This is a genomic window from Flavobacterium sp. KMS (assembly GCF_000813005.1).
Taxonomy (GTDB): Bacteria; Bacteroidota; Bacteroidia; order Flavobacteriales; family Flavobacteriaceae; genus Flavobacterium.
In genome coordinates, this window is the sequence record NZ_JSYP01000024.1 from 13,817 (window position 1) to 36,439 (window position 22,623).

Genomic DNA, 22,623 nt, shown 5'->3' on the forward strand with positions numbered 1-22,623 from the left:
AATAGAAATCATAAATTATGGAAACTTATGGAAACTAAAGATGGAAAACTAGCAATCTATGCTATTACAAGAGCTGAATGGCGAAATTGGCTGAAAGAAAATAGTCAAGTCGAAAAATCTGTTTGGTTAATTTTATACCACAAAAAAAGCACTACACAAAGTGTTAATCTTAATGATGCAACCGAAGAAGCATTATGTTATGGTTGGATAGATAGTTTATGCAAAAAACGGGATTCCGAAAGTTTTTATTTGACATTCTCTCCCCGAAACCCCAAAAAAAGCAAATGGAGTAAACCCAATAGAGAACGAGCAGAACGACTGATAGAACAGGGCTTAATGACCGAACACGGACAAAAGCTAATTGATATTGCAAAAGATAGCGGTAAATGGGATGAAGCCTTATAACATTACAACTTTAGCAAAAAAAACCTGCTCAATTAAATGAACAGGTTTAAATCTATTTTAAAAAAGTAAATACTTTATTTATTGTATTTCAAAAATTACTGGAGCGGTTCTGGATACTTGATAGTTTCCTCCTCCAACAAGTCTAGTTTTAATTTCCGAAATCGTAGCTTGATCTCCTCTACCTGCTTTAGATAATGCAGCTTTACATTGCGCATTTAATTTATCACCAGAAACTACAACTGTAGCTTGTCCCGGGATTTTAAAATTAAATCCAACAACATCTAATCCTACTTCAAAATCAAAGTCTACCAATTTAGCTCCAATTGTAACTACTTCCAGATTCGATTTAGGCCCTTTTACAATACCCATTTCTCCTCTAATAGTTCCAACTGGGGCAGGAATACCTTTAATTCTAAAAGTTCTCTTATCAGAAACTGTAGAACCGTTTGGTAATGTACCTGTAACAGTAATTGTAGTTTCTGTGCCTGTACCCGGACTCATATTATATTTTCCTGGTCTACCAGCAGAAGATAATCCTGGAGCACTTGCTACAACTTTATTATCTGCAACACCTGCAAATGATACGGATATTGGATTAACAACACCTCTGTAAACTACATTCATTTTATCTGCAGATATTGTAGCTGAATTTGGCTTAGGTACTACAACATATTTTCCTTCAAATTTAAGTGGAATAGTTTTTCCATCTTCTAAGAAAGTAAATTGCCCGTTAATACTTTGTTCTCCTACTCCACCAGCAGTCATAGAAATAACAGCTTGTCCGTTTACAATTTTTCCTGGACCAGAGAATGAAGTTGGTATTGTATTTTCGTCATAACGACCTAAAACAACTTTACCTGTAACCGTTTCTCCCTGAAAGTAAGCATTTTTATCAAGAACTACAATTGCTTTATAATTGTTATAAGAGTTAGTCGTCATTGCTGCCTCTCCTAAAGCTGCACTGTAAACATCTGATTCCGTTTTTTGAACATCACTTTGCCAAGCAGATAATTTTGCAACCGATGCAACTACAGGGAAATTTTTAAAATGGTACGATAAAAATTTATCTTTTAAACCTTCTTTATTTTTAACGTCTGATGTATCAAATTTGCTATCAATCTCAGCTACAATTGCTTTGTATTTTTTGTCACTTAGTACCGCTTTCATATCAGCTTTGTACTTATTAATTTTTGCAACAATCTCGTTTCCTTTTGCAGTATACCCTTCTCCAACAAACCAATTATCAGTATTATCACCTTTCTCCATATCCTCATAAGGTAATTTTCCTGTTGCTGCATCTTTATCAAATCCTTTTACAACATCTGTCTTTAATGTATTTATATAATTGTAAAAATCTTTAGATATAGCTTCCACTTTATGAGCTGTTTGAGCCGCCAGAGCAAATTCTCCTTTTGCCTCTTCTGCTTTGGTATCTAATGAAGCTAACTTTTGTGCATTGCTCATATTTGAAGATGCATTGGCACTTTCAAATTTCTCATTCATTAAGCCAAAAGCAGACAATACTTCTTTTGACATATTCATTGCTAACATTGCGATAAAAACCAGATACATAAGGTTTATCATCTTCTGTCTAGGGGTTAATTTTCCTCCTGCCATATTTTCTAAATAATTAGTTCGTATTAATAATAATTGCTTTTTAACTAATTATCCTTTGTTACCCATAGCCGAAAGCATACCGCCATATACATTGTTTAAAGAAGCAATATTTGCAGTCATAGATTGCATTTGCTCTTTTAGTTTAGTTGCGTTTTCAGCGATTTCTTTATTAGCTTCTGCATTTCTTGAAGCACTTTGTAATTGAACTTTATATAGACTGTTTAATGATTCCATTTGAGAAGCCGCAATAGATAACTCATCACTGTATTTTTTAGTAGAAGCAATTGAATCAACAGTTGGAGCAATTCCTTTAGCAGCAGATTCAAAATTCTTAATACTGTTTCCTAAGCTTGACATTAACTCACCGTCAATTTTAGCTTCTTTAAGCATAATATCTAATTTTTGAGATAATAGCCCTTGTGCTTCAGTTGGAGTCTCCACTTTAGCCATTTTAGTTTCCTTTCTAGCTTTACCATCTCCTAATTCTGGATATACAATGGTCCAATCCAATTCCTTTTCTACAGGTTCAAAAGCAGAAAGAGCAAAGATTAATGCTTCAGTTACTAATCCGATTGAAAGCATCAAGGTTCCTGTTAACGGTCCGATTTCAAAGTGAGTAATTTTGAATAAAGCTCCAATAATAACTACTGCTGCTCCCATACCATAAGCGAAATTCATTGCTTTTTTACTTAATAATGCCATAATTTTTTTGTTTTAAATTTTATTTTAGGTTTTAAATAAGAACTTGTTTTTATTTTTAATTTGCGCTAAATAATTAATCATCTTAATTCTCTGTTACTTAAGTTTCCATATAAAATGATCTGATTTTTTATCTAATAAAAACATGCAAATGTCTTTATAAATCACTATCCCCTATAAACAACAAAAGCCTTTAAATAAACAGATTAAGACATTTCTTTGTTGCTTTATAATTTTAACAGAAATAATCTGTCAAACAAACTCCTTAAATATTTTAAAAAAAGAATATTAGACAAAAAGGATGTAATAAAGGAATTTGAGTTTCATATAAATGCTAAAATAATACGACTCCAGAAATACAAGTCATGTCTTAAAAGCTATGGGAATAGATAATGAAACGGCTCAATCGACAATACGATTTTCAATAGGAAAATACACAACCCAAGATGATATTGATTTTGCAATTAATAAAGTAGAAGAAGTTCTAACCACATTACGCCCTATAAAATTGAAATAAACAAGCTGGCAACGTTGGATTAACTAATAAGTATTCTAAAAAAAATAAGGAAGCCGAAGCTTCCTTAATCTTGAAAAGAACTTATTTAAAAAATTACTTGTCTCATGGAGTAAGACAAATGAAAAATCTAAAGCAAATATCTCCTTATTCTAGAAGTAATTCTGCCTCAAAACGTTTTTAAAAACATATAATAAGACAAAAAAACAACTTTAAAATTTATGATTCTAGTTTATAATGTATATCCGACTGCTCTCTTAAAGTTGCAGCACTTTTCTCTGGAGTAATATCTCTTTGAGACTCACCTAACATTTCGTAACCTACCATAAATTTCTTAACCGATGCTGATCGCAATAAAGGTGGATAAAAATGCATATGGAAATGCCATTCCGGATGTGCATTACCATCTGTTGGAGCCTGATGAATACCTGATGAGTATGGAAAAGATGTCTTAAAAAGATTATCGTATTTTGTTGTCAACTGTTTTAAAATTTTAGCGAAAGCAGTTGCTTCTTCTTCAGTAAAATCAGTAATTCTTCCAAAATGTCTTTTGCTTATAATCATCGTTTCATAAGGCCATATTGCCCAAAACGGAACCAAAGCTACAAAGTGATCATTTTCTATAACGATACGTTCATCCTTTTTTAATTCAGCTTGAAGGTAATCTTGTAAAAGAGTAGCCTTATATTTATCAAAATAATTTTTTAAACTATTTTGTGTTTTTTCAACCTGAGTTGGCAAGGATGATTGTGCCCAAATTTGTCCATGAGGATGCGGATTGCTACATCCCATAACGCTTCCTTTATTTTCAAAAATCTGAACGTGATTTATATATTTAATTGCACCTAAATCTGTATATTCTTTTTGCCATGTTTTTACAATATTTTCAATATCCTTTACTTCCATTTCTGGTAATGTAAGGTCATGTCTTGGCGAAAAACAAACTACTCTTGAGATTCCTCTTTCTGGTTTAGCCAGAAAAAAAGTGTATTTAATGTCTTCTTCATAAATGATTTCATCCTGTTTCATGGCAGCAAAATCATTTTCGAAAACAAAGCTTCCTTCGTATTTAGGATTATTCAATCCGTTTGCCCTTACATTATCTGGACACAAATAGCAAGTTGGGTCATATTTAGGTAAAGGTTCGGTAATAACTAACTCATTTTGCCCTTGCCACGGGCGTTTTGCTCTATGAGGTGAAACTAAAACCCATTCGTTAAGTAATGGATTATAACGTCTGTGTGGGTCTTCGCTAATATTAAAATTTCTCATTTAATTTTATAAGTTGTAAAGTGATGTTCCATTTGCTATTTTTACGTCGTAAAATTTTAATTCAATCCCAAATATATCTAAATAAAGGGACGAAAACTTATTTTTTACTTCATTTTCTTCTCCTTTTTTAATTAAATTAATGGTGCAGCCTCCAAAACCGCCACCCATCAATCGAGAACCTATTATAGAATCATCATCTTTTGCAGTAGCAACAAGCATATCTAGTTCAGGACAACTCACTTCATATTCATTAGACAAACCATCATGAGTATCAAAAAGCAATTGTCCTAAAAGCTCAATGTTACCTTTATCAAGAGCGTTACAAGCCTGTGCAACACGATTAATTTCTTTTACAACATAGTGTACTCTTTTAAAAACAGTTGCATTCATTTTATCCTGAATACTTAATAACTGATCTTCTGTACAATCTCTAAAACTTTTTATTTCAGGAAAATGATTTTTAATTATCGATAAACCTTCCCCACATTCTTTGCGACGCGTATTATATTCAGATGTAAATAATGAATGTTTTACATTACTATCAAACAAAACCAAAACATAATCACTAAAATTAGCATCGTGATATTCAAATTCCAACGTTTTGCAATCTAATTTGATTACTTTATTTTCTTGCCCATGTACGCTGGAAAACTGATCCATTATACCGCAATTAATCCCCACCCAATGTTCGGCCTTTTGTCCTAATAAGGCAATATCTACTTTATTAATAGTAAGATTAAACAATGCTGCAATTCCAAAAATCATCCCACATTCTAATGCTGCCGAAGATGATAAACCTGAACCAACGGGAATATTACTGCTAAAAACGCAATTAAATCCTTCAAAAGAAAAACCATTATCCTGAAGTTGTTTTATAACTCCAAGAATATAATTTGTCCATACAACATTACTTAACTGAATCTCTTTTGTTAAATCAACTTCAAATTCGTCATTTAAATCTATTGCATAAATTTTTGATTTTTTTGAATTACTCTTCTCAAAAGCAAAACAAATAATTTTATCTATAGCTGCTGGCAAAACATAACCATCATTATAATCGATATGTTCACCTATAATATTAATTCTTCCTGGAGAGAGGACTACTTTTTGTGGTTGGTTACCAAATTTTTCTTTAAAAAAATGGGTCGTATTTTGGATTAAAATATCATTCATTATTATTTACTAATTAATATGGTTGATGGGTTAATTTATTTAAACTTTTAAAATTCTTATAAAATTCAATTAAAAGAAACTCATAAGATAAAGAAAAACTAATTTCATTAAATTATTTACAATTAATAGAAAACCAAAAATAAATACTTACACAAAACAATCCTACTAGTCCCTACTGGTTTTGAGAATATAAAAATGAAATTCTCAAAAATTACAACTTTATCAAAATAATATTCTATAATATTTTTTTAGAATATATCTTCTTTAACTCCCATAAACACAGCTATAATTTCTTAAAAAACATCAGAAATAAAAACATAAAAAAAACCATTTCTTTAAAATGGCTTTAAGTTAATTTTACTTTTTATAACAACAAACTGGTATAGTTTTATACTGATATTTTTTAATTAAAGATCAAAATACCAATCTGGTCGTAGTTTTTCATCTCGCCAAAATAACGCTCCTTGTCCCCATACATCGCCATTTGTATTTTGTAATTGCCAAACTATAGTATCATGAATGGTAAAACTATTCTCGTACTTATCAACTCGTTCTCCTTTGTAATTATATACAATACCCTCTTGTGCGACTTTATCAAATAATAATTTGCGTTCGTATCTATTCTCAATTGCAGCACTAAAACTGGATGGTATCGCTAGAATTTCCTCATTCGAGTATTTAAAACAAGACAAAGCATATTTATTGGCATAAATAAAATAAGAATTAGTATTGGCATTTTGAGCCAATATGCTATAAGGTGCATTTTCATGTAACCATTGGTAACGGTCGGAAATATTGGGCGGAGATGGAAGTTTTTTTCCATTTAGGGCCAAGAAACAATCATCAATTTGTTTCAGCAGAATGTGTTCATTTTTTAAAGACATAATATTTTGTTTTATAGGTTCTTAAGACGGGGATTACTTCCTAACAATTGCAGCGAATCGACAGTAATTTCTATAAGCAAAGATTGAGGAGGTTTATTTTTTATCATCATACTATCTAACAGATCATCTAGATTAGATAAATCGGTATTTAATATTTCGGCATTCCAGCCACATGCCCTCGCAATACTACAATAATCAAGAGATTTTAATCGGGCATGATAACGCTCATTATCAACATCTGGCATAATTTTGCCCAATCCTTGTTCGACAATTCCTAATGTTTCATTATTTAATAAAAATAAAACCAAACCAAGATCGTGAACTTCTCCCATGCTACCAGAGAATAGACGAAAGCAGCCATCACCCGTAAATAAAAAAACAGAGCGATCAGGACTTGCTAGTTTTGCTCCTACTGCAACACCAAATGCACCACCCATAGCCGAGCCTCGATAAAGTGAATAAAATTGAATATTATTATTAGGACGTTGGGTTACATATTGCCGGTCTTTATAGGCTTGGCAAACATCATCAATCCCTATAGAGCGTGCAGGCCACCAATTATCAAGCTTTTGATATAAAGTGACCATATCTACATAGTTATCACGGGCAAAAGCAAATGGCAAATTATTTAAGTCTTTTGGAGCAGACTCAAATGGGAGGTTCTCGAAAGGCAATAAATGGGCTGCATCGATTATTTTTTGAATTACTAAATCTAAAGGAGCATAAACATGATCATATTTACTTTCTATAATATGTTCTAAACTATTATCAACCAGTCCGTATGCATCGGGAATATTGCCAATAAAAAAGGTATGAGCAACTGGGAATTTATTAAAATTAACCGTGTATTCGTCTGGGCATGCACCAAGTATCATTAAAACATCATTTTCATCCAGAGCATTTATTAATGATAAGGCTTTATCATTTCCTCCAAACGATACATATCCGTAACCATAAGGATTATCACGATTTACAGCATTTGCGCCATTAATGCTCCAAATAACAGCTGGACATAAAAGTTTACTTAACTCAGATGTATAATGTATCGCATCTGGATAACGTGCCATCTCTTCTCCCACAAGAAGAACTAATCGTTTACCTTTAATTGTTTCCTTAAAACTAGTTATAAAACTATCTAAGTTTGTATTCTTAAAAACATTTGACTGATTCGGATATGGAGATTTACATACAGTAGAAATAATATTTAATCCTTCGTTATCAAGAACCAAAACAACTGGTTTAAAACGATCTAATTGTTTTTTTGCCTGAACTAAAGTTTCTTTTAATGTAGCTTGATTATTTAATATAAAAACAGAATCAGGCAATTTGGCTTTTAATTGCTCCACAATATTACTACCGTAGTGTGTGGAATCTTGTAAAGGAGAAAAACCTACAGTACTATTCCCTGAAACAGGTACAATATATACAGCTGGAATATCATGTAATTTGGCATCGCTCAGGCCACAACTAATAAGCTTTGTAGCTGCTCCTGTAGTTGCCACAGTTGCTGCTATCTTACCCGTACTTAAGTAATAACCTAACGGCACAAAACCTGCGCTATACTCCCCAAAAGTTAAAAACTCTGTTGTATTAAAAGAATCCCTTTTATAAGGATTGAGGTATTTAAGAAAATGAATAACACCACCACCAGTAACACCGGTATATAGTGATATTCCCCAACTTTCGAGGGTATTTACTATTAACTGATTGCTGTCCATATAGTTTTGAAACTTTTAATTATTAAAGAATAATAAAAAGCTTATTGAATAAGATAACTCTAAGTATCTTTTTAATTAAGAGTTTATGATACCCAATTAAGCATCACAAACTTTTCAGAACAACAAACAACCTTGTTGTATTAATATGATAATTCGTTTCATAATGATAAGATTTGGGTCTTATAAAGATATAAACAAATTCCTGTATAACAGCAAGTAAATCAGTACAAATAAAACATAATTAACTGAATTACAGTATTTTAAAATAAAATAAATAATTTTAAAGTTTATATAATTATTATAGTCTGAAAATAAATAATCATAAAAAAAACCTGCTAAAAAAATTGAATTTATAAATCACAATTATTCATTTCTTTATTTAATATCTTTATAATTCTTTTGCTAGTTATAGCTGTGTATTCATTTCAATTAAGATTCATATGATTTTATTCTGGAAATACCTTAAACCGTATAGTTGGCTTATTGTACTTGTTTTATTTTTTGCTGGGATATCGCAAATACTCTCACTTTATGATCCAATTATTTTTGGAAAAATCATCGATGATTATGCCTTAAACAATAAACAAGGCAGCAGTAGCAAAGAAGAAGGTGTTATAAAATTATTAATAATAGCTGTTATCGTAGCCCTTGCGGCACGTTTGTTCCTTTCGCTCAAGGATTATGTATTACGAATGATTGTGCAAAAATTTGGGATGCAAATTTTTAATGATGGATTGAGACAAACACTAAGATTACCTTTTCAGGAATTTGAAGACCAAAGCAGCGGAGAAATTTTATCGGTATTACAAAAAGTACGTACGGATACCGAGAAATTTATTTCGTCTTTTATAAACATCCTATTTACATCGGTAGTAGGCATCGGTTTTTTAATGTGGTATGCTATTACGAAACATTGGGCACTTATTCCTGTATTTTTTATTGGTGTAGTTGTCCTTGGCGGATTGACAAGCATTTTAAGTCGTTCGATAAAAACATTACAACGTTCGCTTATTCGACAAAACCGACAAATGAGTGGTACTATAACCGAAAGTTTGCGTAACATAGAACTTGTAAAAAGTCTAGGTCTTACTTATCCTGAAATTAGACGTTTAAAAGTTCATACTCAGGAAATATATGATCTAGAAATGGAAAAGGTCAAGAAAATGCGAACTCTAACTTTTCTTCAAGGCAGCATTCTGATATTTCTAAAACAATCTATTCTATTTATACTGTTATGGCTTATTTTTAAAAACGTTTTATCTCCTGGCGAACTTATTTCTATGCAGTTTATATCCTCTGGAATTATAAGTCCGTTACAAGATCTTGGCAGCATTATAATATCCTACCGCGAGGCCGAAACTGCTTTATTTCTTTTTAATGAGCTAATGCAAAAGCAACCAGAATATAGTCCTGAAGATCCTGTAGAAGTTGGCGCAATTAGCCAATTACATTTTAATGATGTCGTTTTCAGACATAAAAATGCCAGCTATAACGCCATTCAGAATATTACCTTTAAAGCAAAACTAGGCGATAATATTGCATTTGTAGGGCCATCTGGCTCAGGAAAATCAACTCTTGTAAAACTATTGGTAGGTTTATACCGTCCTGTAGAAGGCGATATTCTTTATGATGATATATCTATTAAAGATTTGCGATACAATCGTGTTCGCAGACAAATGGGGTTTGTAACACAAGATACCCAACTATTCTCTGGATCTATTCGTGAGAACCTGCTTTTTGTTAAACCCGATGCTACAGATGAAGAAATGCTTTCGGCAATAGAGAAAGCTTCTGCAACTCCTATTATAATTAATTCTGGGAAAGGTCTTGATACTGTTCTTGGCGAAGGAGGAAAAAAACTTTCGGGTGGCGAGAAACAACGACTCTCTATAGCCAGAGCTTTATTACGTAAACCAAAGATATTAATATTTGATGAAGCAACTTCGGCGTTAGATTCTCTTACTGAATCTCAAATTACACAAACGGTTAGAGAAATATCTGCAGACAAACAGCAAATTACCATTCTCATTGCACACCGATTATCGACCATAATGCATGCCGATACTATATTTGTACTCGAACGTGGAAAAATTATTGAACAAGGAAATCATAATGAGCTTGTAGAAAGAAAAGGATTGTATTATGCTATGTGGAGACAGCAAATAGGTGAACGTAAAGACGATTTAGCTCCATCAAAAAAACAGAATAAAACCAATTGAAAAAATATTTTAACCATATAAGTAATCTAAGAAAACATAAGCATAAAACTTAAATGAACTTACATTACTTATATAGTTAACTCTTGAGTACAATCTTATTTCCTGGCTTTATATTCATCAAAACTATAAGGCCCAGCTCCAAAAAAAGAAATCATTAATGCTGCCCCAATAATAGAAAGGTTTCTCATAAAAGTCATAAGAACCAATTGATGATGAACTGGATCTTCAATATTCCAGAAATCATGCATTACAAATGTTACTGGTAACAGAATAAGAATTATCAACCATGAACCCCATTTGGCCATGAACCCCGTTAAAATACTTAATCCTCCCAATAATTCAAAAATCCCCACCAAAGGAACCAAAATATAAGAACATGGTATTCCTTTTGCCGTAGCTTCATAAACAAAATAATCTGAAAAATTTGCGATAGAAGAATACATAAAAATTGTACTAAATAAGATTCTGCCGATTAAAGGGATATAATTCATAATAAAAAGTATTAATTAGGTTAATAATAGTTTTATTTTGGAATAAATCTTTGAATAAATTAAAGAACACTTAAATTTAGTGAATTAAAATCAAAGGACAAGGGCTTACTGAAATTCTTACAAGTCTAAGAGGAATACTTTCCTTAAAATTAAGCTTTTATATAAAAAAATAAGGGCCATCTCATATTGAGACGACCCCTATTAAAAAAAACTAAATGTAATTGTTTTTGAGTGACCGAATTTAGTATTAACTAATTTCAATTACTCGTGGAGATTTACTTTCCTTTGCTTCTTCTTTTTTAGGAATAACAAGGTGTAAAAGTCCGTTATCGTAATGTGCTTTTATTTTTTCTTCGTCAACTATATTGTTTGGTAATTCAAAACTTCTTTGGAATGATTGATAACTAAATTCTTTTCGAGTATAATTATCTTCAACTGTTTCTTTCTCATTCTGTTTAACAGAAGATATCGTTAATAAATTATCGTTAAGAGTAACATTAAAATCCTTTTTATCCATTCCTGGTGCAGCAACTTCTACTTCAAAATTTTCATCAGTTTCTTTAATATTTATTGATGGTATAGTTGTACTTGTAGATGAAAAATTGCTGTTTTCCCAGTTAAAAAGTTCACGTCCGAAAAAATCGTCTAATAGTGATGGAAATGATTGTGTATTGTTTCCGTTATTTCTGATACTTAACATGATGATTTACTTTTAATAGTTATACAAATAATTTAATAATCATTAAAAATGTTGATCAACATCATGCATATAACAAAATAAATACCAAACCATAAAACCTGTCATTTTTTCATAAATAAATGAAGTATTGACATAAAAAATCCTAACATAAACTATTAACACTAACAAAATGACAGTATCTATCTATTTACCCCAATCATACCGACCTAAAGCTCTTAAAATAATCCCTTTCTAAAATTTAGAACCAGTCTAACCGACTAACAAAGATCTTTGCCAATTTTTAATACTAATTTTATCCTTTAATTATAAAATTATTACCATGAGTGCTATTGAAAATGAAACCTTGCTGAGTAAGGAACTCTCTGTAATAGACAAAAAATTAAATAAGCTTAATGATGAAAAAATAAAGCTTCTTTTTAATGCATTAGGTCTTACCTCACGCGAAGATATCCCGAAAAATTACCTTGACTGGGAAACAATTCTAATCATTGTACCAAACCGTCAAGTATCGCATGAACTAAAATCTTATAAATATTCAATCTCCAGAATTACCTTTGCTACAAATGTTTATGCAAAAGAGATACATATTTATGACTTAAATGATTGGAAAAAAGCATTTAGTAACAAAACACATTTGCAAATAAAAAATGCTTTAAAAGAAAGTTTTGGTGGTGTTCAAAGAACACAGGAAGAATATATCAAAACTATCCCGAAAGGCAACTAAATAGCATGGAAGCAGAACATCATTATATAAACAGAAGTGGATGGTTACGAGCAGCAGTTCTTGGTGCCAATGATGGTATTTTATCAACCACAAGTTTAGCTATTGGTATTGCTGCTGCCAGTACAACTCGTGAACCTATTATTCTGGCTACCATAGCTGGTTTAGTAGCTGGTGCTTTGTCTATGGCTGCAGGTGAATATGTTTCAGTAAGTTCCCAATCTGATATTGAAACTGCAGATTTAGAAAGAGAGCAAATTGCGTTAAAAACAATGCCTGAAATAGAATTAGAAGAACTTGCTGACATCTATGAAAAAAGAGGATTAAAACCCGAACTTGCCAAAGAGGTTGCCAAACAATTAACTGCTCACGATGCTCTGGAAACTCATGCAAGGGACGAATTAGGTATTAACGAAATCACTCAGGCAAGACCTCTACAAGCTGCTCTTGCATCGGCAGCATCATTTATTGCTGGAGGTGTTTTACCGCTCTTTGTTTCAATTTTTGCTCCTCTTAAAGAAATTGTACTATATCAATATGTTTTTGCCATAATCTTTCTAGCACTTTCTGGAGCATTAGCCGCCAAAGCTGGTGGTTCTGATACTACTAAAGCAATATTACGAATTACTATTTGGGGTACTTTTGCTATGGGAATATCAGCATTAGTTGGTTATCTTTTTGGAGTAAATATTTAATTCTTAATTCCTTTTTTGAGATTTTTAAGCAACGGATTATCCGAAAGCTTAATTTGTTCCATCGCTAATTTTGCAATTTCGGTTGCGCCCAATAAAGAAAGATGTGTATCATCATCTTTGCCTTCTGGATAAAATGCAATTTCTCCTGCTTTGTAATGCAAATGTAATTTCTTCGATTTTTCAGGACCGTAAGATTGTTCTAATAATTCCGTATAATATTCTAAGTCGATAAACGGCACATTCAATTCCTTAGCAACCAATCTGGCTTCTAAAGGGTAATCTCCATGTGTACCAATTAGAACACCTTGCTCATTAAAATTTCTTCTGGCGATAGACGAAAACAGAATCGGAATTGCTCCTTTTTCTCTACTTTCTGTCACAAAACGAATTAGATTATGTCGATACGCCGTATGTGGATTAGTATATCTAAGAGAATCGGCTATTTTTTCATCGTTATGTCCAAACTGAATAAAAACATAATCCCCTTTCTTAAGTGATTTATATACTGTTTCCCATAGTTTTTCATCAATAAAACTTTTTGTACTTCGTCCGTTTACGGCTTTATTCTCAACAATAATACTCTCATTAAAAAATGGTTGCAATACCTGACACCAACCATGCTCTGGATTTCGCTCTGGATCTTTTTTATTCGCCATAGTAGAATCTCCAATGCAATACAAAGTTGTTTTTTGTGCAGAAACATTAAGGGTAATAAGCAATATGATTAATAGGTAATATTTCATTTTTTAGACTTCTTTATTTTTAGACTTCTTAGAATGTTAGATTCTAGACTTCTTAGATTCTAGACTTCTTAGATTTTTATTTTTTTTATACATTATATGTCTGCAACAAAATATGATTGTATTATGGTAAGCCTATATTATGTAGACGCACTACGGTGCGTCTCTACAGAAAAACTTTGTTCCTTTCTTTCCTTTGTTCCTTTCTTTCCTCAATCTTGTCACCCTGAGGAACGAAGGGTCTCCACAAGAAACTAACACAAACTTGTCATAAATTGTCGAGCTACTCGCGGAGATTCTTCCTGCGTCAGAAAGACAAGTTTGGGGTTACATTATGGATAAACCTGCAGTGCGTCTCTACAGAAAATCTTTGTGACTTAGAACCTTTATTCCTTTGCACCTTTCTTTCCCCAATCTTGTCTCCCTGAGGAACGAAGGGTCTCCACTAGAAACTAACATAAGCTTGTCTTAAATTGTCGAGCTACACGCAGAGATTCTTCCTGCGTCAGAAAGACAAGTTTGGGGTTACTTTATGGATAAACCTGCGGTGCGCCTCTACAGAAAACCTTTGCGCCTTTGAACCTTAGTTCCTCTGAACCTCTAAAACCTTAGAAACCGCCGTAGGCACTGTTGCTTTCTCTCCTATAAAAACCTCACTCATCGTTACGTTTACGGCATTACTATTCGAAATGGCATTCTTAGCCGATTTAATTTCGATGTTATCCAATGTGATGTTTTTAACTTTTTTCTCTGGGAATCCCTGAATTACAATTCCTGTTCCCGTCACTTTATTACACGAAATATTAGAGAATGAAATATCTGATATTTCCGATGGGAAACCACTTCCCTCTCCATGATAATTAGCGGTAATATACAAGCAATCTTCAACTTCGTCTAATTGGATATTTCGAACAAAAACATTTTTTATATAACCACCTCTATCCGCATTTGTTTTTAAATAAATCCCTCTTTTTAAGTAACCAACAGTTTTGCAATTATCAACAAATACGTTTTTAATTCCTGCCGACATTTCACTTCCTAAAACTACACCATGAAGTCCTTTAAAATTACAATCCCTAATTACAATATTCTCACTTGGCGTATCCGAATTTGCTCTTCCCTCATGATCTCTACCTGCTTTAATCGCAATATTATCATCGCCATTATTAAATGTAATTCGCTCTATCAATACATCTTTGGCGTATTCAGGATCGATTCCGTCGTTGTTATGATTCAAAGATTTATAGCTTACATCTCTAACAGTTATACTTTCAGATTTTAATAAATGTAAACACCAAAATGGTGAATTTTCTATTCTGATTTTCTCAACCATAATGTTTTTACAATTGAAAAACTGAATCATCTGCGGTCTTAAAAAATATCCGTCACCGAATTTTCTATCTTTTAACGGAACATTATTATGATTCATTTCGCGGCTTAATTTTTTACCTGTTCCTTCTTTGGCTTTAAAACTACGCCAAGTATTTCCTCCTTCGCCATCAATTGTTCCTTCCCCTGTTATAGCAATATCCGTACAGCCATACGCATATATTAATGGACTATAATTATAAAGCATTGTTCCTTCCCAACTTGTAAGTACCAACGGTAAATAATGATTGGGATTGTCACTAAATTTAATTTTAGCATCTTTTTCTATCACTAATCTTACATTACTCACAAAATGTATTGGTCCATTGAGTTTATATATTCCTTTAGGAACTATAATAGTTCCACCTTTATTTTTCTTGCACAATGCCATTGCTTTATCAAAAGCAGGTTTGCTATCACTCACAGAATCTCCTTTGGCGCCAAGCCTCACAACATTTATTTGATACGACGGAATTACTGGTAACTTGATTCTGCTAACGATCGAATCGACTTTACTCATTGGAAATTCAACCGTTTGCGCAAAACAATTGAATGATATTAATAAGAAAAAAAGAAAGCTGTATTTCATAATTTAGACTTCTTAGATTTTTAGACTACTTAGAATGTTAGACTTCTTAGATTATTAGACTTCTTAGAATGTTAGACTTCTTAGATTATTAGATTTGAACCTTTATTGCGTAGACACACTGCGGTGCGTCTCTACAGAAAACCTTTGAACCTTTGTTTCTCAGAACCTTTGAACCTTTAAAAAAACCTTTGAACCTTAGAAAAAACATTCTCAACTGTATATTTCTTAGCCTCTTTTTTGGTTAACTGATACGACCATTTAACTCTTTCCTTTGGTTTAAATCCTTCACCACTACAATTGTATTCGGCATAAAAAGCTGTTTTTTCGGCTTCGGGTTTAGACCAGTTTTCCCAACCTTGTGGTACTATATGATTTCCCATTTTGCATTCTATAAAAACGGTTTTAGCATAAATACGCCATGGTCTCCCCAAGTAAACTTGTGTTGCATTTTTATCGGCTGTCAGGTTACAGTTTTTAAACACAAACCCAAACGCTGTACCTTCGGGTGTTGCTGCTGCTGTTATATATGAATTCTTGAGACTATGAATTTGGCAATTCTCGAATAATACGGTGGCTTTCCCAAAAATAAAATCGGTTGTTCCTTCGATATAACAATCTTTAAAATACTGCCTGGAGTTGTTTCCCGAGGCATATAATGTATCTTGGTTTCCTAATATATTACAATTAAAAATATAGGCATTATCTCCCATAATTGATAAAGCCACTGCTTGCCCTATATCTCCTGATGAATTTTGAATCGTTAAATTGGATGCCGAAAAATCATTCCCTTCTACCAGCATTGTGTAGGTATAAAAAGTGCTATTTCTGCCTAAATTCATTTTTCCAAAATAATCATCGTAGGTAATAATTGTCTTTTCTTTACTCTCTCCAATTAAAGAAACATTATTATTAAATTCTGGAATTCTTACTTTTTCATAATACGTTCCGTTTTTAATATGAATCGTTACTTTCTCATACGGAAAAGCTTTGGCCGCATTTATCGCATCCTGAATTAACTTGAAGTCACCAGAACCATCTTGAGCTACTGTAATTACGTTTTCGGACTCCCCTTTTTTTTTTCGCTTTTTTCAAAAGCGTATTTTTTCTCCCAACTTGAGTATTTTTTTAAAGGCTCTTTTGGCTCATCGGTGTACCAAGCGTATCCGTTTTTGCGTTCTGCTCCTATTTCGTCCAGAGATTTCTTTTTGACTCCATCTCTATCACAAAAAAATGGTTCGTTGTTGTCTAGCTCCATAAATCTTGCCCAAATTGGCGAAGCATTTGTAGCAGGAATCATTTTTTTATCGATAATTTTCCCCGCATCATTTAGAATTCGTTTTTCTTCCAGATTCGTAATTTTTGTTTTTTCAAACCATGCGCAAGCACTTTTTACTGCTGTAATTACTTCTGGTGACGGTTTATCGATAGACATTAGTAACAATACTATTTTAGCCGATTCTTTCCCGCTTAATGATGGTAATTCGTAAGCTCTTGCTTTGGCTGGAGCCAAAGTGTTTTCGTCATGTTGTGCGCACCAAGCTGTTAAAACTCCGTTTTGCTTGTATTGTGTTTTTATGATACAGGTTATTCCTTTGTCAAAAGCAGTTTTAGCTTTAGTAACATAATCTTGTGAGATAGCTATACCGTAATAATCGGAAGTTTCTGAGATTTGTTTTAATATCGATAGGATATGAAACATCGAATCGTCATTATAGGTTATATGGGTGTAATATCCTTTTTTTAAGGGATAAAATTGTGGCCATCCTCCATTATCATATTGTGCTTCTAGCAAGTAATCCAGTCCTAAAAGAAATGCTTTTTTATATCTTTCGTCAGATTTTTGCTTGTACATTTTTGCCAGAAAAAGCATTTCCTGACACGTTGCACCATTATCGGTTGTGATATCGTGTAGGTCACTTTTTAATGCAATTAAACTTTGCTTTTCAGTATCAGAAAGTGGTTTCTGCATTTCGATATTCTTTGGCCATCCGCCAATGTTACGTTGGTACAATAACACGTTCTCGGCTATGGCTTGAGCTTCGGGCGTTGCAAACCAAGCTGCATCGCTTTTGCGAATAATATCACTCCAGTTTTTATAGCTATTTTGAGCTTGCACCATTACGCTGCATCCCAATACTATTACTAGATTTAATACTATGATTTTAATATGTTTCATTTCAAATTATCTATTTAATTCTAATGCTGCCAAAATAAATGGACCTGTTGCTTTAGGATCGTTGTCTTTTTTTCTTTCGTTTATATAATATTCATAAGAACCGTCTCTATATGGTTTTCCACCTAATCCAGCCACAGCGCAAGCATTCGTAATTGTAATTTCACCATCGGCATCAACTTTTATCAATTGTTTGGTTAATCCATCAAAAGATTTGTTTGCGATGTCTTTATATTTTTTTGGTAAATATCCTTTGTTTGCTCCTTTCGCGAAAGCATAAATAAACATTGATGATCCTGATGATTCTAAATAATTTCCTTTTTTATCTCCCATATCGGTTACCTGATACCAAAGTCCTGTTTTTTTATCTTGAAATTTCACCAAAGTTTCTGCAAGTTGGTTTAAATACTCAACTAGTTCTTTTTGTTTCGGGTGGTCTTTAGGAAAATAATCCAATACATCGACCAATGCCATTGCGTACCAACCTAATGAACGTGACCAGAAATTTGGCGATGTTCCTGTTTCTGGATTTGCCCAAGGCATTTTTTTACTTTCGTCCCAAGCATGAAAAAGCAATCCTGTTTTTTTATCCAAATCGTTTTTCTGAATTAATTCAAACTGTTTGGCGATATCATTAAGTTCTGCTCCTTTTTCAAACTGGGTTGTATATTGTGCATAAAATGGTTCTCCCATATACAATCCGTCTAGCCACATTTGGTCTGGATATATTTTTTTATGCCAGAATCCGCCACTTGCTGTTCTTGGTTGCTCTTTTATTTGTTTCCTTAAAAGCTCTAATGCTTTTAAATATTTTTGATCTTTTGTTGTGTCGTATAAATTAAATAATAAACGACCAGCCGTAACCATGTCTATATTATAGGTTTCAAATTTATAGCTTTTAATGCTACCATCTTCTTGCACTAAATCGTCTACATACTTTTTTATGTAATTGTAATATTTAACATCGCCTGTTTTTTTATACAATTCTTCAAATGATGTAAGTACCAATCCGTGTACATAATCCCATTTTGGTTCTTTTAAATCATCAATCATATAAGCTTCGGGATGACGCTTCATGATAGACAAAGCCATTTTTTCTGACCATTTTAGGTCTTTAGAAATCGCTACAGAAGTTTTTGCAGGTTCTTGAGAAATAGTTTTACAACTCATTAATGTCATTACACAAACCAATGCTATTGACCCAAAATAATTTCGTTTTATAATATTCTTCATTTTAAAATATGCTTTATATTTTTATTTATCCAACTCTATCGCACTCAACATAAATGCTGTTAAAGCTATCGAACTGTTGTCTTTCTTTTTTCCGTTAACGTAATATTCATTTGTCCCATCTCTAAATGGATTTCCTCCTAAACCTACATTTGGTGAGACATTAATTATGTTTAATTCTACATTATCTCCAAATCTAACAAACTCTTTTATAAATCCATCAAATGATTTTTCGGCAATCGTTTTATATTCCGAAGGTAAATATCCTTTATTTACTCCTTTTGTAAAAGCATAAATAAACATTGCCGATCCCGATGGTTCTAGATAATTATCTTTAAGCGTTGGTTTATCTGTTACCTGAAACCATAATCCCGACTTGTCTTTATAGGTAAGCAACGCTTTGGCTAATTGATTTAAATACCCAACTAATACTTTCGTTTTCGGGTGATTTTTTGGATAATAATCCAATGCATCTACCAGAGCCATCATGTACCAACCCATTCCTCGTGACCAAATTGTTGGCGATGTTCCTGTCTCTGGATTTGCCCACGCAATTTGTTTGCTTTCGTCCCAAGCATGATATAACAATCCTGTTTTTGTATCGACAAAATGATTCTGTACCAACTCAAATTGTTTGGCAATATCATCTAAACCTTTACCTTTTTCAAACTCAACTGTATATCGTGCATAAAAAGGTTCTGCCATATACAATCCATCTAACCACATTTGATTGGGATAAATTTGCTTGTGCCAAAATCCTCCACTTGCGTTTCTAGGCTGAGTTTCAATTTGATTTCTCAAAATAACCAAGGCTTTACGATAGCGTTCTTCTTTGGTTAAATCATACAAATCAAAAAGGATTTTCCCTGGATTGATATAATCGATATTATATTCTCTGGCATCATAACTTGCAATATTTCCTGAACTATCTATCAACTCATTTGTGTATTCTTTTACATAATCCAGATACTTTGGATTTTTGGTCTTTTGATATAATTTTTCAAAAGAAAGCAATGCAAATCCTATTTTGTAATCCCATTTTGGCTTTTCGGCTCCATCAATCTGCCATGCTTTTGGATATTTGTTTATAATCGAAAGCGCGGTTTTTTCAGACCATTTGCCTTGAGCATTCGCTTTACAGCAAAATAACACCAATACGATAATTACCAGTTTATGAAAATGCAATTTGTTAGAATTAGTTTGAATCATTAATAATTATATTTTTAATACTTTAATGTATAGTATTTTTTCTTGCACGCAGATTTAAAAAAGATTTAAGCTGATCTACGCAGATAATTATCCATTATTGATTTTTAAAACTAAATCTGCTACAATCTGCAGAATCTGCGTGAAACAAAACTCTTTTAATCTGTGGCTATTAAACAAAAATCATATTTTACATTTTACCTTTTTTATTCAATACTTCTAATCTTTCGTCTAGGTATTTTATAAATTCTTCTTTGTTTTTAATACCGTCTTTTTCTTGTTCCCAAGCGCCTAAGAAATAGAACGACGTTGGTTTTGTGGTTGGTTTAAAAACCAATAAATAATCTAAATCTGTATCGGCTACATTTTCGATTGTGCTAGTTTCATAAAAAATTGCCATTCCTAATTTATCTGGAACTAATGATTGTGTTCCGTATGTTGCAAGGTATGCCCACTTTTTATTTTTGCTTTCTTTTTTAAGCAATTCGGCATTTTTCTGTTTTACAATTCCTGTACAAATTCCTTGGATTTCTTTAGAAGCCTTAATTGTATGCTGCGTATATAATTGGTCTGGCTTAATGATTAACTCCGATGTGAAATCAATTTTATCTGAAGCTGTTTTCCAACCAAAATAATTCACTTTTACCTTAGATTCATTTACCTTATTCTCTACATAAGCCAATGTTGAATCGACTTCATAAAAATGTAGTTTCTTATTATCTAAATAACGATCTATAGAACCAATTCCGATTCCTTTTCCAGCTTTTAAAATATCTGCTCCCCAATCGCTCATTTCATGATATGAGTCAAAATTATCCTGCCCTACTTGAGGCAGAATCATCTCTGATGTTTTTTTTCCGAAAATATCAATGGCATTTCTCCAGTCTAAATACAAACGATATCCTATTCTGTTGCTTTCCCAACCTGGGCCTTCGTAACGAATATCAAATGAATGGTCGGTATGTTCTGGTGCTAATTTTAGTTTATCTACATTTTTAAATACAGTTCCTCCTATATACTTGCGTCCTTCCCATTTTCCATCTGTTTTTACCGATAATTCGGCGTAGGTTTTGGCTGTTTTTATATCGTATTTATTTTGTGCTTTACAACTCGTAAATCCTAAAATCAATGCTGCCGATACTGTTATTATTGTTTTCATTTTATTCTAATTTATTTAAATATTGTAGCTAAAAATTGTGTTGTATGTTGTACTGTTTCATCAAACCATGGATTAAAAAACCAAAATGAATGCGGCGAATTCTCTATCGTTTTTACCTCGTTATATATCTTATTTTGTTTCAAAATGGCTATCATGTCGTCTCTTCCTGCATGAAATCTATCCAAACTGCTATTGATAAACAGTATTGGTGGTGTGTTTTTATTGGTATGCGTTAATGCCGAAGCATTTTTCCAATTCTTAGGATTTTCTTCATAAGAACCATTTAACCACAAAGCTGCCATTTCTCCCTCTTCGGATTCTGGATGTTTAAAAGCTAAAATTCCATCTATATCAATAATTGCGTTTACTGCTGCCGATGATTTACTCTTAAACAAAGCATCTTCATAAGCTAAATCTCCATTTGTTGTACCAATCAAAGCAGCCATTTGACCTCCCGAAGAACATCCTAAAATAGCTATTTTGTTTGGATCCACTCGGAATCTTTTAGCATTATCTTTTATAAACTTAATTGCATTTTTTACATCGTAAATTGCCTGTGGATATTTCGCTTCAAGCGATAATCTGTATTCTATTGCAAAACAAGAATATCCTTTTAATGCTATTTCCTGTCCTAGAACCTGCATTTGTTTTTTATTTCCTGATTTCCAACCTCCGCCATGTATCATGATTACGGCTGGATTTAGTTCTTGTTTTTTATTGATAAAAGCATCCAAATGCAATGGCCTGCTTTTATCTTTATTATAAACTATATCATATACGGCATTAATATCTTTATTCTTTTGCGCCTGAGCAATTGTTATAGACGGATATCGCTTAATTAATTTAGTATATGTACTTTTTACAGTATACGATGTATCAATGCTATACTGACTTTGCACAGCAATAGCTTTGAAAAAAAGCAAACAAAAAAGCAATATTCTTATCATCTATAAAAAATAATTTTTAGTTAAGAAAGGAGTTCGACATATAATCAAACTCCTTTTTAACTAACTCAAAAAACTAATAATTTAAAAAAATTATGGAATTACT

21 protein-coding genes are annotated in these 22,623 nt (G+C 32.5%); 5 read left to right on the forward strand and 16 right to left on the reverse strand.

Annotated features, from left to right (window positions below; translation table 11 throughout):
- The first annotated feature begins 27 nt into the window (after positions 1-27).
- The gene (locus tag OA93_RS19710; protein ID WP_039115601.1) at positions 28-405 is read left to right on the forward strand and encodes a hypothetical protein; all 378 of its coding nucleotides are present in this window, start codon (positions 28-30) and stop codon (positions 403-405) included.
- A gap of 78 nt (positions 406-483) precedes the next feature.
- Here the strand turns inward: OA93_RS19710 and gldM are convergent, their stop codons facing one another.
- On the reverse strand, positions 484-2,022 hold the full coding sequence (gldM, locus tag OA93_RS19715; RefSeq protein WP_039115602.1) for a gliding motility protein GldM: 1,539 nt from the start codon (positions 2,020-2,022) through the stop codon (positions 484-486).
- Between the two features lie 48 nt (positions 2,023-2,070).
- Positions 2,071-2,724, reverse strand: a complete 654-nt coding sequence (gene gldL, locus OA93_RS19720) for a gliding motility protein GldL (protein WP_039115604.1) — start codon at positions 2,722-2,724, stop codon at positions 2,071-2,073.
- Positions 2,725-3,100: 376 nt separating this feature from the next.
- Here gldL and OA93_RS25165 point away from each other — a divergent pair, with 376 nt between their 5' ends.
- Entirely contained in the window at positions 3,101-3,238 is a 138-nt protein-coding gene (locus OA93_RS25165; RefSeq protein ID WP_165572125.1) for a hypothetical protein, read from the forward strand.
- A gap of 216 nt (positions 3,239-3,454) precedes the next feature.
- On the opposite strand, the gene OA93_RS19725 is transcribed toward OA93_RS25165, so the two are convergent.
- The 4 genes from OA93_RS19725 to OA93_RS19740 all read right to left on the reverse strand — a co-directional run bounded on the left by OA93_RS19725 (position 3,455) and on the right by OA93_RS19740 (position 8,282).
- The gene (locus OA93_RS19725) at positions 3,455-4,507 is read right to left on the reverse strand and encodes a UDP-glucose--hexose-1-phosphate uridylyltransferase (RefSeq protein WP_039115605.1); all 1,053 of its coding nucleotides are present in this window, start codon (positions 4,505-4,507) and stop codon (positions 3,455-3,457) included.
- A 6-nt stretch (positions 4,508-4,513) separates the two neighbouring features.
- Entirely contained in the window at positions 4,514-5,680 is a 1,167-nt protein-coding gene (gene galK, locus OA93_RS19730) for a galactokinase (protein ID WP_039115606.1), read from the reverse strand.
- A gap of 407 nt (positions 5,681-6,087) precedes the next feature.
- The gene (locus tag OA93_RS19735) at positions 6,088-6,564 is read right to left on the reverse strand and encodes an MEKHLA domain-containing protein (protein WP_039115607.1); all 477 of its coding nucleotides are present in this window, start codon (positions 6,562-6,564) and stop codon (positions 6,088-6,090) included.
- Between the two features lie 11 nt (positions 6,565-6,575).
- The gene (locus tag OA93_RS19740) at positions 6,576-8,282 is read right to left on the reverse strand and encodes a thiamine pyrophosphate-dependent enzyme (RefSeq protein WP_039115608.1); all 1,707 of its coding nucleotides are present in this window, start codon (positions 8,280-8,282) and stop codon (positions 6,576-6,578) included.
- A 440-nt stretch (positions 8,283-8,722) separates the two neighbouring features.
- On the opposite strand from OA93_RS19740, the gene OA93_RS19745 reads away from it, so the two are divergent.
- Entirely contained in the window at positions 8,723-10,501 is a 1,779-nt protein-coding gene (locus OA93_RS19745) for an ABC transporter ATP-binding protein (protein WP_039115609.1), read from the forward strand.
- Between the two features lie 95 nt (positions 10,502-10,596).
- Here OA93_RS19745 and OA93_RS19750 read toward each other — a convergent pair whose 3' ends face one another.
- The gene (locus tag OA93_RS19750) at positions 10,597-10,992 is read right to left on the reverse strand and encodes a DoxX family protein (RefSeq protein ID WP_039115611.1); all 396 of its coding nucleotides are present in this window, start codon (positions 10,990-10,992) and stop codon (positions 10,597-10,599) included.
- 247 nt (positions 10,993-11,239) lie between these two features.
- On the reverse strand, positions 11,240-11,692 hold the full coding sequence (locus OA93_RS19755; RefSeq protein ID WP_039115613.1) for an Hsp20/alpha crystallin family protein: 453 nt from the start codon (positions 11,690-11,692) through the stop codon (positions 11,240-11,242).
- A gap of 319 nt (positions 11,693-12,011) precedes the next feature.
- On the opposite strand from OA93_RS19755, the gene OA93_RS19760 reads away from it, so the two are divergent.
- Positions 12,012-12,416: a hypothetical protein gene (locus OA93_RS19760; protein ID WP_039115615.1), complete on the forward strand. Its 405-nt coding sequence runs from the start codon at positions 12,012-12,014 to the stop codon at positions 12,414-12,416.
- Positions 12,417-12,421: 5 nt separating this feature from the next.
- The gene (locus tag OA93_RS19765; RefSeq protein ID WP_039115616.1) at positions 12,422-13,108 is read left to right on the forward strand and encodes a VIT family protein; all 687 of its coding nucleotides are present in this window, start codon (positions 12,422-12,424) and stop codon (positions 13,106-13,108) included.
- Here the strand turns inward: OA93_RS19765 and OA93_RS19770 are convergent.
- The 8 genes from OA93_RS19770 to OA93_RS19805 form a co-directional block, all read right to left on the reverse strand.
- Positions 13,105-13,851: a rhamnogalacturonan acetylesterase gene (locus tag OA93_RS19770; protein WP_039115618.1), complete on the reverse strand. Its 747-nt coding sequence runs from the start codon at positions 13,849-13,851 to the stop codon at positions 13,105-13,107. The genes OA93_RS19765 and OA93_RS19770 overlap by 4 nt on opposite strands.
- 580 nt (positions 13,852-14,431) lie before the next feature.
- The gene (locus OA93_RS19775) at positions 14,432-15,736 is read right to left on the reverse strand and encodes a glycoside hydrolase family 28 protein (protein ID WP_052259535.1); all 1,305 of its coding nucleotides are present in this window, start codon (positions 15,734-15,736) and stop codon (positions 14,432-14,434) included.
- Between the two features lie 245 nt (positions 15,737-15,981).
- Positions 15,982-16,857, reverse strand: a complete 876-nt coding sequence (locus OA93_RS25430) for a pectinesterase family protein (RefSeq protein ID WP_082001853.1) — start codon at positions 16,855-16,857, stop codon at positions 15,982-15,984.
- On the reverse strand, positions 16,857-17,981 hold the full coding sequence (gene pelA, locus OA93_RS25435) for a pectate lyase (RefSeq protein ID WP_039115621.1): 1,125 nt from the start codon (positions 17,979-17,981) through the stop codon (positions 16,857-16,859). Before pelA ends, OA93_RS25430 begins: the two co-directional genes overlap by 1 nt.
- A 6-nt stretch (positions 17,982-17,987) precedes the next feature.
- Positions 17,988-19,211, reverse strand: a complete 1,224-nt coding sequence (locus tag OA93_RS19790) for a glycoside hydrolase family 88 protein (protein WP_039115623.1) — start codon at positions 19,209-19,211, stop codon at positions 17,988-17,990.
- Positions 19,212-19,232: 21 nt separating this feature from the next.
- Positions 19,233-20,417, reverse strand: coding sequence for a glycoside hydrolase family 88 protein (locus OA93_RS19795; protein WP_039115625.1), 1,185 nt, complete (start codon positions 20,415-20,417; stop codon positions 19,233-19,235).
- A gap of 187 nt (positions 20,418-20,604) precedes the next feature.
- Complete coding sequence (locus OA93_RS19800; protein WP_039115627.1) at positions 20,605-21,573, reverse strand: DUF4861 family protein; 969 nt, start codon at positions 21,571-21,573, stop codon at positions 20,605-20,607.
- An 11-nt stretch (positions 21,574-21,584) separates the two neighbouring features.
- Positions 21,585-22,520 carry an alpha/beta hydrolase gene (locus OA93_RS19805; RefSeq protein WP_039115629.1) on the reverse strand — a complete coding sequence of 312 codons (936 nt, stop codon included), beginning with the start codon at positions 22,518-22,520 and terminating at the stop codon, positions 21,585-21,587.
- Positions 22,521-22,623: the final 103 nt, after the last annotated feature.

Bases quoted from the DNA above. Each gene is read 5' to 3' on its own strand.
- OA93_RS19710 (WP_039115601.1), top strand. From the start codon at position 28: ATGGAAACTAAAGATGGAAAACTAGCAATCTATGCTATTACAAGAGCT.
- gldM (WP_039115602.1), bottom strand. From the start codon at position 2,022: ATGGCAGGAGGAAAATTAACCCCTAGACAGAAGATGATAAACCTTATG.
- gldL (WP_039115604.1), bottom strand. From the start codon at position 2,724: ATGGCATTATTAAGTAAAAAAGCAATGAATTTCGCTTATGGTATGGGA.
- OA93_RS25165 (WP_165572125.1), top strand. From the start codon at position 3,101: ATGGGAATAGATAATGAAACGGCTCAATCGACAATACGATTTTCAATA.
- OA93_RS19725 (WP_039115605.1), bottom strand. From the start codon at position 4,507: ATGAGAAATTTTAATATTAGCGAAGACCCACACAGACGTTATAATCCA.
- galK (WP_039115606.1), bottom strand. From the start codon at position 5,680: ATGAATGATATTTTAATCCAAAATACGACCCATTTTTTTAAAGAAAAA.
- OA93_RS19735 (WP_039115607.1), bottom strand. From the start codon at position 6,564: ATGTCTTTAAAAAATGAACACATTCTGCTGAAACAAATTGATGATTGT.
- OA93_RS19740 (WP_039115608.1), bottom strand. From the start codon at position 8,282: ATGGACAGCAATCAGTTAATAGTAAATACCCTCGAAAGTTGGGGAATA.
- OA93_RS19745 (WP_039115609.1), top strand. From the start codon at position 8,723: ATGATTTTATTCTGGAAATACCTTAAACCGTATAGTTGGCTTATTGTA.
- OA93_RS19750 (WP_039115611.1), bottom strand. From the start codon at position 10,992: ATGAATTATATCCCTTTAATCGGCAGAATCTTATTTAGTACAATTTTT.
- OA93_RS19755 (WP_039115613.1), bottom strand. From the start codon at position 11,692: ATGTTAAGTATCAGAAATAACGGAAACAATACACAATCATTTCCATCA.
- OA93_RS19760 (WP_039115615.1), top strand. From the start codon at position 12,012: ATGAGTGCTATTGAAAATGAAACCTTGCTGAGTAAGGAACTCTCTGTA.
- OA93_RS19765 (WP_039115616.1), top strand. From the start codon at position 12,422: ATGGAAGCAGAACATCATTATATAAACAGAAGTGGATGGTTACGAGCA.
- OA93_RS19770 (WP_039115618.1), bottom strand. From the start codon at position 13,851: ATGAAATATTACCTATTAATCATATTGCTTATTACCCTTAATGTTTCT.
- OA93_RS19775 (WP_052259535.1), bottom strand. From the start codon at position 15,736: ATGAGTAAAGTCGATTCGATCGTTAGCAGAATCAAGTTACCAGTAATT.
- pelA (WP_039115621.1), bottom strand. From the start codon at position 17,981: ATGAAACATATTAAAATCATAGTATTAAATCTAGTAATAGTATTGGGA.
- OA93_RS19790 (WP_039115623.1), bottom strand. From the start codon at position 19,211: ATGAAGAATATTATAAAACGAAATTATTTTGGGTCAATAGCATTGGTT.
- OA93_RS19795 (WP_039115625.1), bottom strand. From the start codon at position 20,417: ATGATTCAAACTAATTCTAACAAATTGCATTTTCATAAACTGGTAATT.
- OA93_RS19800 (WP_039115627.1), bottom strand. From the start codon at position 21,573: ATGAAAACAATAATAACAGTATCGGCAGCATTGATTTTAGGATTTACG.
- OA93_RS19805 (WP_039115629.1), bottom strand. From the start codon at position 22,520: ATGATAAGAATATTGCTTTTTTGTTTGCTTTTTTTCAAAGCTATTGCT.